This is a genomic window from Corallococcus sp. AS-1-6, from assembly GCF_020037015.1.
In the GTDB taxonomy this organism is placed as follows: domain Bacteria; phylum Myxococcota; class Myxococcia; order Myxococcales; family Myxococcaceae; genus Corallococcus.
This window is the reverse complement of record NZ_JAIQDE010000001.1, coordinates 166,636-180,248: the sequence shown is the minus strand read 5'-3', so window position 1 is coordinate 180,248 and position 13,613 is coordinate 166,636. Positions and strand designations below refer to the sequence as shown.

Annotated in this window: 10 protein-coding genes; 2 read left to right on the top strand and 8 right to left on the bottom strand. The window is 71.9% G+C overall.

Annotated elements, in window-relative coordinates; all coding sequences use genetic code 11:
• Window positions 1-2 precede the first annotated feature (2 nt).
• A complete protein-coding gene (locus tag K8612_RS00780; RefSeq protein WP_223761180.1) occupies window positions 3-6,068 on the top strand; it encodes a hypothetical protein in 6,066 nt (2,021 codons plus the stop codon).
• A gap of 104 nt (window positions 6,069-6,172) precedes the next feature.
• Here K8612_RS00780 and K8612_RS00775 read toward each other — a convergent pair whose 3' ends face one another.
• Together K8612_RS00775 and K8612_RS00770 are read right to left on the bottom strand one after the other, a co-directional pair.
• Complete coding sequence (locus K8612_RS00775) at window positions 6,173-6,799, bottom strand: YceI family protein (protein WP_223740116.1); 627 nt, start codon at window positions 6,797-6,799, stop codon at window positions 6,173-6,175.
• A gap of 34 nt (window positions 6,800-6,833) precedes the next feature.
• Entirely contained in the window at window positions 6,834-7,709 is an 876-nt protein-coding gene (locus K8612_RS00770; protein ID WP_223740117.1) for a dioxygenase, read from the bottom strand.
• 145 nt (window positions 7,710-7,854) lie between these two features.
• On the opposite strand from K8612_RS00770, the gene K8612_RS00765 reads away from it, so the two are divergent.
• Complete coding sequence (locus tag K8612_RS00765) at window positions 7,855-9,495, top strand: sigma-54-dependent Fis family transcriptional regulator (protein ID WP_223740118.1); 1,641 nt, start codon at window positions 7,855-7,857, stop codon at window positions 9,493-9,495.
• Here the strand turns inward: K8612_RS00765 and K8612_RS00760 are convergent.
• The 6 genes from K8612_RS00760 to K8612_RS00735 form a co-directional block, all read right to left on the bottom strand.
• The gene (locus tag K8612_RS00760; protein ID WP_223760927.1) at window positions 9,492-10,223 is read right to left on the bottom strand and encodes a rhomboid family intramembrane serine protease; all 732 of its coding nucleotides are present in this window, start codon (window positions 10,221-10,223) and stop codon (window positions 9,492-9,494) included. The two genes, K8612_RS00765 and K8612_RS00760, sit on opposite strands and share 4 nt — an antisense overlap.
• Before the next feature lie 133 nt (window positions 10,224-10,356).
• Complete coding sequence (locus K8612_RS00755) at window positions 10,357-10,554, bottom strand: hypothetical protein (RefSeq protein ID WP_207047995.1); 198 nt, start codon at window positions 10,552-10,554, stop codon at window positions 10,357-10,359.
• Window positions 10,555-10,737: 183 nt separating this feature from the next.
• On the bottom strand, window positions 10,738-10,953 hold the full coding sequence (locus K8612_RS00750) for a hypothetical protein (RefSeq protein WP_014399195.1): 216 nt from the start codon (window positions 10,951-10,953) through the stop codon (window positions 10,738-10,740).
• A gap of 57 nt (window positions 10,954-11,010) precedes the next feature.
• A complete protein-coding gene (locus K8612_RS00745) occupies window positions 11,011-12,207 on the bottom strand; it encodes an acetyl-CoA C-acetyltransferase (RefSeq protein WP_223760926.1) in 1,197 nt (398 codons plus the stop codon).
• Between the two features lie 74 nt (window positions 12,208-12,281).
• Complete coding sequence (locus K8612_RS00740; RefSeq protein WP_223760925.1) at window positions 12,282-12,932, bottom strand: hypothetical protein; 651 nt, start codon at window positions 12,930-12,932, stop codon at window positions 12,282-12,284.
• Complete coding sequence (locus K8612_RS00735; protein ID WP_223760924.1) at window positions 12,929-13,606, bottom strand: 2-hydroxychromene-2-carboxylate isomerase; 678 nt, start codon at window positions 13,604-13,606, stop codon at window positions 12,929-12,931. Before K8612_RS00735 ends, K8612_RS00740 begins: the two co-directional genes overlap by 4 nt.
• Window positions 13,607-13,613 lie beyond the last annotated feature (7 nt).

Below are 13,613 nucleotides of genomic sequence, written 5' to 3'. Positions count from 1 at the left end.
GGATGTCCGATACGCGCGCCGCGATGAGAGAGTTCCGCTTCCTGGATGAGAAGCGGAAGCTGGGAAGCCTGTCCGCTGTCGAGGAGGCTCGCTGGGTCGAGTTGCGCGGCCTCTTGGGCATCCAGGACGCGGCGGACACCGCGGCGGCGGCCCAGGCGTGGGCCCAGCCCGAGCAGCAGCCCCAGGGCTACTACGGCGAGGATGGCCAGTGGTACGCCTACCCCGCCGGCTACGACCCGAACGCCCAGGGCTACTACGGCGAGGATGGCCAGTGGTACGCCTACCCCGCCGGCTACGACCCGAACGCCCAGGGGTACTACGGCGAGGATGGCCAGTGGTACGCCTACCCCGCCGGCTACGACCCGAACGCGGCGGCCTATGATCCGAACGCGGCGGCCTATGATCCGAACGCGGCGGCGGCGTGGGCGCAGCAGGGTTACGACCCGAACGCGGCGTATGACCCGAACGCGGCGGCGGGCTACGCGGCCCCGGTGGATCCGCAGGCCTATGCCCCGCAGGCGCCCACCGAGTCGGACAGCCTGAACCTCAGCACGGACGACATCGACATCCCCTCGCTGAGTGAACCCGCGCCGTGGATGCCGCAGGCGCCCGTGGCGACCTCGCCTGCTGCCGCGGCGGAGCCGTGGGGCACGAGCGCCGAGGAGGACTTCTCCGGGCTGTCGGCGGAGACGCCGCCCCCGGTGGCCGCCGCCGAGCCGGAGCCCTCGCTGGAGGACTCGTTCGCGGACCTGTCGATGGAGGTCGAGACGGAGGCCCAGGCCCCGGCGGCGTCCGGTCTGGATCCGATGGCGGAGGCGCTGGCCTCCGCGGAGCACGCGGTCGGGGAGGCGGAGCTGCTGGAGGCCGAGCCCGTCGCCGAGGCGGTGATGGCCGAGGACCTGTCGCCCGTGGACGCGGCGTGGGACGCGGCGCCGCTGGCGGTGGAGTCCGAGGAGGCTCGGGACAGCGCGCTCGATACCGCGCCGCTCGCGGTGGAGCCGACAGCGCCGGCGGAAGGCACGGCCACGGAGTGGGACTGGAGCGACGTCGCGACGGCGGAGCCCGCCGCGCCAGTGGAGGCCATGCAGGAGGCGCAGGCGGTCGCCACGGAGACGGCGGGAGCGTGGGGGGCGGAGACGGCCCCTGTCGCGGGAGCACCGGAGCAGGCTGGAGAGCTCGCGCTCGGCGCGGATGACATGGCGGAGGCGTGGACCGACGGCGCGGCGGCCACGGAAGTGCCCGCGGAGGAGATCGCCCTGGACGCGGGCGACGTCGCGACGGAGTGGCAGCCGGAGACGGCCAGCGCGGAGACCTGGCAGTCCGGTGGATCCGCCACGGCGACCGGCACGTCCGAGGTCGAGGCCGCGTGGCAGGCGACTCCCGAGGCGGCGGAGATCCCGCTCGGTACGAGCGACGTCGCGACGGATTGGCAGGCGGAGGGCGCGGCTCCGGCGGAGGATGTCGCGGTCGCCACGGACTGGCAGACCGGCGGCGAGTCCGCGGCGGAAGAGATCGCGCTCGGCACGAATGACGTCGCCACGGACTGGCAGGCGGAGGGTGGGGCTCCGGCGGCTAACGCTGTCGCGCTGAGCACGGACGACGTCGCCACGGATTGGCAGGCGGATCCGAACGCTTCACCGGAAGGCGCGGGGGAGATCGCCCTCGGTGCCGAGGATGTCGCCACGGACTGGCAGGCCGGCACGGCCGCATCCACCGACGAGAGCGCACTGGCTTCTGGCAACGCGGTGACGGAGTGGACGGCCGATAGCGCCGTCGCCACCGGCACGCACTCCGAGGAGATCGCGCTCGAGTCGAGCGAGGTCGCCACGGATTGGCAGGCGGGCAGCGACACGTCGGCGCAATCCTCCAGCGAGGAGATTGCGCTCGGCGCGAGCGATGTCGCGACGGAGTGGCAGGCCGACGACACGGCGCAGGCGCGGACCTCCGCCGAGGAGATCACGCTCGGCACGGATGACGTCGCGACGGAGTGGCAGGCCCAGGATCCGTCGGGTGTCGCCGCCGATGGCAGTGCGTCCGCCCCCACCGCCGAGGCGTGGCAGTCAGGCACGGAGACGCCCGCCGAGGAGATCGCGCTCGACGCGAGCGATGTCTCGTCGGACTGGCAGTCCGGCGACGCTCCCGTGGCGGAAGCCCAGGCCGAGGAGATCGCGCTCGACGCGAACGACGTCGCCCATGAAGGCGCCGCGCTTGGGTCCGACGGTGGCGCTGCCTCGGAGGTCGCGGCCGGAGTGGAGGCCCAGACCTTCGACGTGGCCGACCTGGGAGCCGAAGAGGAGCAGCTCACTCCGCCGCCCTCCCCGTTCGCGAATGAGACGGGCATTCCGTCGCTGCGGATCCGCAGCATCCCGGTCGGCCCGGACATCGAAGCCGACACGGTGGAGCTCGGCTCGGACGATGTCGAGCCCACGGCCGAAGTGGCCCCTGCAGCGGAACAGTGGGGCGAGCTGAGCGGCAGTGCCGACGACGCCGTGCCGCTGGCCACCGCCGCCGAGTCCCTCGCCGAAGCGCAGTCCACCGAGCCGTCGACGTGGAACACCCCGGGTCAGGATGCGCAGGCCTGGTCGGCCGAGGGTGAGCCCTCGGACGCCACCGACACCGTGGGACTGCAGGACGCGTCCGCCGCCATCGAGCTCCAGCCCGAGTGGGCCGCCGATGCCGTGGAGCCCGCCGCCATCGAACTCCAGCCTGAGTGGGCTGCCTCCGCTGACACGGCGGAGGGAACCGGTTCGACGCAGGTGGAGTCCGGCACCGCGTCGTCCGAGCAGCCCACCGCGAACGCAGCACCCGCGTGGGATGCCCCGGCCACCGAATCCGCCTGGGCCGCTTCCACGACAACGCCCGTCGCGGATGCCCAGAGCAGTTGGACGGCCCCGTCCGAAGAGGCTCCGCTGATCGAGGCCCGGTCCGAATGGGCCACGCCGGAGGCCAACGCCGAGCAGCCGGCCCAGGCGTCCGACTGGAACGCTGAAGAAGCCGCCCCCATCGAGGCCCAGCCCGAGTGGGCCACCGAGGAAGCCGCTCCCGTCGCCGCGCAGTCGGAGTGGGCAGCGGCGGAAGAGGCTCCCATCGAAGCGCAGCCCGAGTGGGCGACGGAAGAAGCCGCGCCGCTCGAAGCCCAGCCGGAATGGACCCCTGCTGAAGGGACCTCCACTGTTCCCACGCAGCCGCAGTGGGCAACCGCGGAGGCCGCGCCCGTCGAGGCCCAGCCCGAGTGGGCCGCGGCTGAAGAAGCCCCCATCGAAGCGCAGCCGGAGTGGGCGACGACTGAAGAGGCCACGCCCGTCGCCGCGCAGTCCGAGTGGGCGACGGCCGAAGGGTCCGCGCCTGTTTCGGCGCAGCCGGAGTGGGCCGCGACGGAGTCCTCCGCGCCCGCCGCCGCGCAATCCGAGTGGGCCGCCGCTGAAGAAGCCCCCATCGAGGCGCAGCCGGAGTGGGCCACGGAAGAGACCTCGCCTGTTGCCGAGCAGGCGGAGTGGTCCACCACGGACGCGACGCCTGCCGCCGCGCAGCCGGAGTGGACGACGACTGAAGCCGCCACGGAGACCGCGCCGATCGAGGCACAGCCGGAGTGGGCCACGGAAGAAGCCGCTGCGCCCGTAGCGGCTCAGTCCGAGTGGGCGACCACGGAAGCTGCTGCGCCCACGGCACCGCAGGCGGAGTCGGCCGCGACCGAAGAAGCCGCTCCCATCGAAGCACAGCCGGAATGGGCCACGGAAGAAGCCGAGCCTGTCGCTGCGCAGCCGGAGTGGGCCACCGAGGAAGCCTCGCCCATCGAAGCGCAGCCGGAATGGGCCACGGAAGAAGCCGCGCCTGTTGCAGCGCAGCCGGAGTGGGCCACCGAGGAAGCCGCGCCCATCGAAGCACAGCCGGAGTGGGCCACGGAAGAAGCCGCGCCTGTCGCTGCGCAGCCGGAGTGGGCCTCGACGGAGGCCTCCGCACCTGTCGCTGCGCAGTCTGAATGGGCCAAGGAAGAAGCCTCCGCGCCCGTCGCGACGGAGTCTGAATGGGCCTCGGAAGAAGTCTCCGCGCCCGTCGCTGTGCAGTCTGAATGGGCCTCGGAAGAAGTCTCCGCGCCCGTCGCTGCTCAGCAGGAGTGGGCATCCGCGGAAGAGGCGCCCATCGAGGCGCAGCCCGAGTGGGCCACCGAGGAAGCCGCTCCCGTCGCCGCGCAGCCCGAGTGGGCGACCACGGAAGCCGCCGCCCCTGCCTCCGCACAGCAGGAGTGGTCCACCGAGGAAGCCGCGCCCATTGAGGCGCAGCCCGAGTGGGCGACCACGGAGGAAGCCGCGCCTGTTGCCGCGCAGCCCGAGTGGGGCACGGCCGAAGGGTCCGCATCTGTTTCGGCGCAGCCCGAGTGGGCGACCACGGAGGAAGCCGCGCCTGTTGCCGCGCAGCCCGAGTGGGGCACGGCCGAAGGGTCCGCATCTGTTTCGGCGCAGCCGGAGTGGGCCACGACCGAAGCATCCGCGCCCGTCGCTACACAGCCGGAATGGGCCGCTGAAGAAGCTCCCATTGAGGCGCAGCCCGAGTGGGCCACGGAAGAAGCCGCGCCCGTCGCCGCGCAACCGGAGTGGGCCGCCGCTGAAGAAGCCCCCATCGAAGCGCAGCCCGAGTGGGCCACGGAAGAAGCCGCGCCCGTCGCCGTACAGCCGGAGTGGGCCGCCGCTGAAGAGGCCCCGGTCGAAGCGCAGCCGGAGTGGGCCACGACGGAAGCCTCCGCGCCCGTCGCCGCGCAGCCGGAATGGGCCGCTGAAGAGGCCCCCATCGAGGCGCAGCCGGAGTGGGCCACTGAGGAAGCCGCGCCCGTCGCGCAGCCTGAGTGGGCCACGGAAGAAGCCGCGCCCATCGAAGCGCAGCCCGAGTGGGCTGCGACTGAAGCCGCCACGCCCGTCGCGCAGCCCGAATGGGCCTCGACGGAAGCCTCCGCGCCCGTCGCCGTGCACCCCGCCTGGACCGCCGCTGAAGAGGCCCCCGAAGCACAGCCCGAATGGGCCACGACGGAGGCCGTGCCCCCGGGCGCGGATCAGCCGTGGGCCACCACGGACGCCACCGCGCAGTCGGCGTGGGCCGCCACCGAGGACTCCTCCGCGAGCTCCGCCTGGGCCCAGCCGTCCCCCGACGCGCAGCAGCCCTGGGACGCCCCGGTCGAGGAGGCCGCCCCTGAGTGGAGCGCCGCTCCCGCCGCGCGCTCCGCCTGGGCCACGCCCCAGGAGGCCCAGCCCGACTGGATGGCCGACGCCGCCCCCGCCCCGTCCACCTGGCAGGCCCCTCCGGCCCCCGCCGCCGAGTGGAGCGAGCCCGTCGCCGAGGAAGAGGTCTCCCTCACCGACATCACCGCCCCCACCCCGTCCGCCGGCTGGGAAGATCCCGCCGTCGACGTGGACGCGGAACCCGAGGCCACCCTCGACGTCGAGGAGGTCGAGTCCGAGCCCGTGGCCGACATCGAGCTCGTCGAGGAGGTCCCCGCCCTGCCCGTCGCGGCCATCCCTCCTCCGCCGCCCGCCCCGGCCCTGTCGCTCTCCGCCGCGCCCTCCCTGCCCGTGGCCCGGCTGACGCCCCCCGCCGCCTCCAGCCCGACCCACCGGAGCCCGGCGCCCGTGGCCGCCAACCACCTGCGCCCCACGGACGACGCGCTCTTCGAAGTGCCGGGGGCCGCCTTCGCGTCCGCCGCCAGCTCCTTCGTGGAAGGCGAACACCGCGTCATCATCCACACCGTCGAAGGACAGGTGAAGCGCGGCACCATCCGCGACGCGGACCTCCTGGAGGACACCATCTCCCTGGAGCAGCAGAGCGGCTTCGCCCCGGAGCGCATCCCCGGCAAGCGCGTGAAGGCCATCTTCTTCATGCTCGCCGCGGGCGCGCGTCAGCCGCAGGCGGAGGGCTCGAAGATCCGCGTCACCTTCAACGATGGCCGCCAGGTGGCCGGCTTCTCCCAGGACTTCAAGGGCCCCACCCCGGGCTTCTTCGTCATCCCCGCCGACACCCGCACCAACACCGCGCGCATCTTCATCTACCGCGCCAGCGTGCAGGCCGTCGCCGAGGGCTGAAGCGTCACGCTCCGGGGGCCGCACCGCCCACCCCCACCCCGCACGAAAAAGAGGGGCCCCGGTCACCCGAGGCCCCTCTCTTCATTTCAAGGCTGAGTCGAGGACTACTTCTTGTCCGTGGCCTGAGGAGCCGCCGCGTCCGGCTTCTTCGTGGTCTCCAGGTCCAGGGTGATGGTCACCTCGTCACCCACCGCCACGCCGCCCGCCTCCAGCGCCTTGTTCCAGGTCAGGCCGAAGTCGCTGCGCTTGATCTTCGTGGTCGCCACGGCGCCGCGGCGCACGTTGCCCCACGCGTCCTTCGTCTCCGGCGTCGGGCCTTCCACGGCCAGCGTCACCGGCTTGGTCACGCCGTGCATCGTCAGGTCGCCCGTGACGTTCAGCTTGTCCTTGCCGGCCTTCGCCACCTTCGTGGACTTGAAGGTGATGGTCGGGAACTTCGCCACGTCGAAGAAGTCCGGGCTCTTCAGGTGCTCGTCGCGCTTGGGCTCGTTGGTGTTGATGGTCGTCGCGTCGAGCGTCGCCTCGATGGTGGACTTGGTGATGTCCTTGTCATCCAGGTTGACGTTGCCCTTCACGTTGCTGAACGTGCCGCGCACGTTGGACACCATCATGTGCTTCACGGCGAACTGCGCGCTGGAGTGCGACGAGTCGATCTCCCACGCGGACGCGAAGGCAAACGACGGGGCGGCGACGGCGAGCAGCGTGATGGCGGACTTGAGAGACATCTTCATGGTGTGGACTCCTTGAGTTTGCGGACTGCGAGGTTCAGGCGCGCAGCGCGAAGCTGCGCATGGACAAGGTCCCGTGATGGAAGCCCTCGAACACGGGGGTGATGCGGTCCTCGGGGAGGGCGGCTCCGAGGACGAAATAAATCGGCAACCAATGCTCGGCGGATGGATGCGCGACCCGCGCATTCGGTGCGTCCATCCACGACTGAAGCCCGAGGAAGTCTCGTGCGGCAAGTTTTCCGGCGACCCACGCGTCGAACTCGGCGGCCCATGGCTCGGGGGACGCAAGCTTGTTCCGGAAATTCACCCGGCGAAGGTTGTGCACCACCCCGCCGCTGCCCATGAGCAGCACGCCCTCCGAGCGCAGAGGACGCAGCGCCTCGCCCATGCGCGCCACCTGCGCGGGCGTCGCGTCCGCCGGCAGCGCCACCTGCAACACGGGCACGCGCGCCTCCGGGAACGCGTGCCGCAAGGGCACCCAGACGCCGTGGTCCAGGCCACGCTCGCCGTCCCCCACCGCGGGCACGCCCGCCGAGGACAGCCGCGCCACCACGTCCTGCGCCAGCGCAGGAGCGCCCGGCGGCGCGTACCGCAGCCGGTACATCTCTTCAGGGAAGCCGTAGAAGTCGTAGACGAGCGGCGGCGCGGCCATCGCCGTGACGTGCACGCGCGCGTCCGTCTCCCAGTGCGCCGACACCACCACCAGCGCCTTCAGCGCGCCCGCGCCCTCACCGAAGCGCTGGAGCGCCTGGGGATACGCGTCCGCGTCCAGCGCCGTCATGGGCGAGCCGTGCGAGACGAACAGCGCCGGAGCCACCTGCTGGGCCACCGAACGCCCGGGCCCCATCACCCCCGCCACCCCGGCGGCCGCCACGCCCTGCAGCACCTCGCGTCTGTCCACCCCGGTCGGCATCGTGGCGGCTTGTAATGCAACCCAAGGACCAACGCACCCGACACGGTAACCACATGGAATTGCTCGGCATCCCATTCCAGCACTGTGAAATAACTCTCAGATTGATAGAGAAGCACCTCAGACTGAAACACCTGGGAGGGACGCCGTGGCGGGTCTGGAAGGTTTGGACTTGAAGGAACTCCTGGCGCTCGAGCCGAAGGGCGGCGTCATCCGCTTCGCCGGGCAGCGGGCGCTGTTGATGGACCCGGTGGCGCTGGGGCTTTTGCGCAAGGAGCTCATCGGGATGCTGGGGATGACGGCCGCGCGCGGCATCTTCACGCGGCTGGGCTACGCGCACGGCTGGCGCACCGCGGAGGCGATGAAGACCGCGGTGCCGTGGACGGATGAAGCGGAGTGGCGCCGCTCGGGCGGCCGGCTGCACACGCTGATGGGCCAGGTGCGCGTGGAGCGCATCGAGCGCACGGACAAGGATGGCCCGGAGCCCTTCGCGGAGGCGCAGTGGAGCGACTCCTATGAGGCCGAGCAGCACCTGCTCCACCTGGGCCAGGCGGAGGAGCCCGTGTGCTGGAGCCTCACCGGCTTCGCGTCCGGCTACCTGAGCTACTGCAACGGCAAGCCCATCTACTGCGCGGAGCTCAAGTGCGTGGGCAAGGGCGACGCCTTCTGCCACATCGTGGGCCGCCCGCAGGCGGAGTGGAGCACCGAGTGCACGGAGTTCCTGCGCTTCTATGAAACGCAGTGCATGGAGGGCGTGCTCGGCCAGGTGACGGAGGCGCTGCGGCAGGCGGAGCGCAAGCTGCGCGCGAAGCGCCAGTCGCTGGCGCGCGTGTCCGGCGTGACGGAGGACCCCACGGGCATGGTGGCCCGCTCCGAGTCCATGCAGCGCGTGCTCAACCTGGCGCGCCGGTCCGCCAAGGTGGACACCACGGTGCTCGTCACCGGCGAGAGCGGCGTGGGCAAGGAGCGGATCGCCCGGCTCATCCACGACGAGTCCGGCCGCGCGCACAAGGCCTTCATCGCCGTGAACTGCGCCGCCGTGACGGAGAGCCTGCTGGAGAGCGAGCTGTTCGGCCACGCCAAGGGCGCCTTCACCGGCGCCACGCACGACCGGCCCGGCCTCTTCGAGGCGGCGCACGGCGGCACCCTCTTCCTGGACGAAGTGGGCGAGGTGCCCCCCGCCATGCAGGCCAAGCTCTTGCGCGCCCTCCAGGAGCGCGAGGTGCGCCGCGTGGGGGAGAACACCAGCCGCAAGGTGGACGTGCGCGTGGTGGCGGCCACCAACCGCGAGCTGTCCGAGGAGGTCCGCCTGGGCCGCTTCCGCCAGGACCTCTTCTACCGGCTGCGCGTCATCGAGCTGCGCATCCCGCCCCTGCGCGAGCGCCGCGAGGACATCCTCCCCCTGGCGCGGCTGCTGCTGGCGGAGGCCGGAGAGCGGCTGGGCCGCCGCGTGAGCGGCCTGTCCCCGGACGCGGCGGATCAACTCCTGCGCTACCCCTGGCCGGGCAACGTGCGCGAGCTGGGCAACGCCGTCGAGCGCGCGGTGGTGCTCTGCGAGGGGCCGCGCGTGGAGCGCGACGATTTGCCGGAGGAGGTGCGCGCCGCGCCGCCCAGCCTGGTCCCCACCGGCAACCCGCGCCGGCTGGAGGACATGGAGAAGGAGTACATCCTCGCGGTGCTGGCGCAGAACGGCGGCAACCGCTCACGCACCGCGGAGCAGTTGGACATCGGCGTGGCCACGCTCTACCGGAAGCTCAAGCAGTACGGCCACCCGGAGGCCGCGCACTAGTTGAGGTACTGGTCGCGGTCCGGCGGGCGGTTGCGGTCCACCACGCGCAGGTGCTTGGAGCGGTCGCGCAACTGCCGCTGCAGGCGCCAGTGCTGCAACTGGAGCATCAGCCGCTTGGGGCTCGCGCCGCGCACGTAGACGAACACCAGCACCAGGCCGAAGATCTCCGGCGCCACCGCGCGCCAGGAACCCGCGGTCAGCATGTTCAGCACGGTGAAGCCCGCGCCAATGGCCGCGAACCAGTTGCCCGTCAGCGGGATGCCCCAGAAGTTCGTCTGCCCCTTGCCGATGACCAGGCCGTAGGCCACCCACATCACCGCCGTCATCACGGAGCCGCCCGCGTAGACGCTCATGGGCATCACCAGGGCCAGCGCCGTCGTGATGAGGCCCGCCACCACCGGGATGCCCACCGCCACCAGCAAGAGCCGCTTGCCGCCCCAGGCGGACTCCAGGAAGCCGCCAATGGACCAGATGATGAGGCCGCCGAAGAGGATGCCCAGCGGGCCGGTGGCCACGAAGGCGTAGGTGACCAGCTCCCACAGGCGGAAGCGCAGAATCACGTCCGCCGGGTTGAGCAGCAGCAGCGCCCCCTGCCCTCGTGAGGTCGCCAGGAACAGGGCGGAGATGCCCACGAACGCGATGGCCAGCTTGGCGGCCATCGACTCCAGGCTCGGGAACATGTCGCCGAAACCGCCGCCGCCTCGATTGTAGCCCCGCATGGGTCGCATAGAGGCCCAAAGGTGGTGGAACAGCGCCCGGTCCGCAACCCCAAATCCAGAAACGATGAAGGGCGCCCCGCCCTGGTGTCACCAGGGAGAAGCGCCCTCGCATCCCACGCCTTCTGTCGCCCTGCCGGAGGCTTCAGGCCTTGTGGCGGTAGAAGAGCGTGATGGTCAGACAGTGAAACTCCTTGTCCGAGGACTGCGTGACGATCTTGTCCACGACCTCCACGGAGGAGTTCTCCTTCAGCCACTTGGTGATGTTCTCGCCCATGTTCTCGCGATCGCGCGCGAGCGTGGTGGAGAACACCTTGACGCCCGTGAAGCTGATAACGCCCATTCCAACCCTCGTGTCACCAGAGATTACAAATGTTTACCCCGAGTCGGGGGCGCCATCAAGAAACGGGCCCGACAATCCGGCCCGGGAGCCGCCTCCCACCCCTCGGGGCGTCCGCCAGCGAGCGGGGGCCCGCCCACCGTCCACCCGCCGACAGTGCGGCGGGGGGCGTGGGCGCCCGGCCCTTCAGCGTCCGGCGGCGGCGCGCCGGGCCTGACAGGTCACTTCGTCCTTGCAGGCGGGACCGATGCCCTCCGGGTGGGCCGTCAGGGGCGTCTTGTCGCTCTCCTCCACGCCGCACACCACACAGCGGCGCTTGCGGTTGCGGCGCTCGGCACGGCGCTGCTCGGCGATGGCCTTGGCCCGCTCGCGGGCCGTCTTCGCGTCCACCTCGTTGCTCATCTCACCACGTCCCGTCCGGAAGTCGTCTGCCCCGTACCCCGTCGCCACCCTGCGCGCCTAGAGCGCCTCGACCAGCACGGCGATGCCCTGGCCGCCACCGATGCAGGCGGACCCGATACCATAGCGGGCGCCCCGGCGCTTCAGCTCGTACGCCAGCGTCATGGTGATGCGGGCCCCGGAGGCCCCCAGCGGGTGGCCCACGGCGATGGCGCCGCCGTTGACGTTGGTGGCGTCGCGTGGCAGGCCCAGGTCCTTCTCCACGGCCAGGTACTGGGGCGCGAAGGCCTCGTTGACCTCGAAGAGGTCCACGTCCGTCAGCTTCGCGTCCGCGCGCTGGAGCAGGTTGCGGATGGCCGGCGCGGGGCCAATGCCCATGATGCGCGGGTCGCACCCGGCGATGCCCCAGTTGACGAGCCGCGCCACGGGCTTGAGGCCGTGCTTCTCCACGAAGGAGCGCGTGGCCATGACCATGGAGCCCGCGCCGTCGCAGATGCCGCTGGCCGCGCCCGCGTGCACCACGCCGTCCTTCTTGAACACCTTGGGCAGCTTGCGCAGCCCCTCCACCGTGGTCTCCGGGCGGTTGTGCTCGTCCTTGGACACCACCGTGTCGCCCTTCTTGCCCTTGAGCGTCACCGGCGCGATTTCCTCCGCCAGCCGGCCCGCCTCCTGCGCCGCGGCGAAGCGCTTCTGGGTGAGGACGGCGTACTGGTCCACGTCGTCCTGGCTGATGTCGTAGTCCACCGCGAGCTGCTCGGCGGTGAGCGCCATGGCGTTGCCCGTGTAGCTGTCCGTGAGGGCGGTCCAGAGCATGTCCTCCAGCCCGCCCTTGCCCAGCGGCAGGCCCCAGCGCGCGCCGCGGATGACGTGGGGTGCCTGGCTCATGGACTCCGTGCCGCCCGCCAGCACCGCCTCCGCGCCGCCCGTCAGCATCATCTCCGCGGCCGTGACGAAGGCCTGGAAGCCGGAGCCGCACAGCCGGTTGACGCCCAGCGCGGGCACCGGCACCGGCACGCCCGTGCGCAGGCCCACGTGGCGCGGCAGGTAGATGGCGTCCGAGCTCGTCTGGACGACGTTGCCGTAGACCACGTGCTCGATGAGCTCCGGGGAGACGCCCGCCTGGGCCAGGGCCGCCTTCGCGGACTCCACGGCCAGGTCGGTGGCGCTCAGGTCCTTGAGGCTGCCGCCGTAGGTACCAAACGGGGTGCGCTTGCCGGACAGGAAGTAGATTTCCTCGTTCTTGGACACGCTCTTCATGGTGCTCGTCTCCCTACTCTTCCGGGGCGCGCGGTGCACGCACGACGTGACGTGGAAAAGCGTCCGGGGGGCCGTCAGCCCGCGCGCCGTCCCAGGAAGGCGCTGGCGACGATGGCAAGCGCGATGGCCGTCCACAACAGCCCCTGGAGGTTCTGGCGGCGGATTTCCTTGCGCCCCAGCCCCTGGTACCAGGCCCTGGCCGCCTGGACTCGCCCCTCCCAGGTGAAGCCCTCCGGCCCCGCCGGGTCCACCCCCTCGAGTCGTCGCACATGCGCGCGCAACAGGCGCTCCGGTGCGGCGTCCTCCAGCGACCCGGAGCGGTAGCCGGGCACGTCCAGCGCGGGGCGCCGGTAGCTGGCCGTCACCACGAAGCCCCCGGAGGCCAGGGGGGTGAGCAGGTAGAGCCGGGGCAGCCCGTCGCCCCCCTCGTGGAGGGTGGCGAAGACGCGCTCGCCCGGGTGGGCCCAGTCGTAGGAGCGGGTGGCCTTCTGGAGGAGCGGCTTCTCCTCGTGGCTGCCCACGGGCGTGAAGCCCAGCGCCTGGAGCTGGAGCGCCAGGGAGGCCAGGGAGTCCGGCAGGTCCATCTGGTCCGCGGGGGCCTCCGGCTCCACCCGGACGGTGTGGGGGAAGAGGTAGAGCAGCGCGCGCCAGAAGTTGAGGAACAGGAGCACGCCGGCCAGCACCAGCCCGGCGACGGCGACCCCCAGTTGCCCGAGCACGTTCACGGGCGGGGCTTTCCGTCCTGGCGCCGGGCGGCCGTGGCGGGCAGGTCCCTCCAGCGCGCCAGGTCCGCGGGGGTGAGCGGGTCGCGGCCCTCCAGGAAGCGCTCCAGGTGGCCCAGCGAGTCCACGCCCCAGAACATCTCGTCGTCCACCAGCACGGACGGCACGCCGAAGGCGCCCTGGGCGAGCGCGCCTTCCGTGTTCTCGCGCACGCGGTCCTTCACCTCCGGCAGTTGGGCCCGCTCGAGCAGCGCCCGCGCGTCGAAGCCCGCGTCCGTCAGCACCGCGCCCACCTGCTCCGGTGTCTCGATGCCCCGGCCCTGGCCCCACGCGGCCGAGTAGAGCGCGGTGGTGAGCCGCACTCGCTCCGACACGTCGTCCACCGCCGCCGTCACGCGCAGGGACAAGAGCGGGTTGAACGGGTGCGAGGGCGGCAGGGTGAAGGGCGCGCCCTGCTCGTGCGCGATGCGGAACGTCTGCTTGAAGACGTAGACGCGCTTGGCGGGGATCTCCGCCGGGCCAATGGAGCCCACGGCGTTGAGCAGCCCCGCGAGCAGCACCGGCACGGGCTCCAGCACCCGGCCGTGGCGCTCCGCGATGGCGGGCATGCGGAGCCAGGCGAGGTAGGCGTACGGGGACAGGTAGTCCAGGCAGAAGCGCAGGGGGGACGAGGCCATGGGCCCA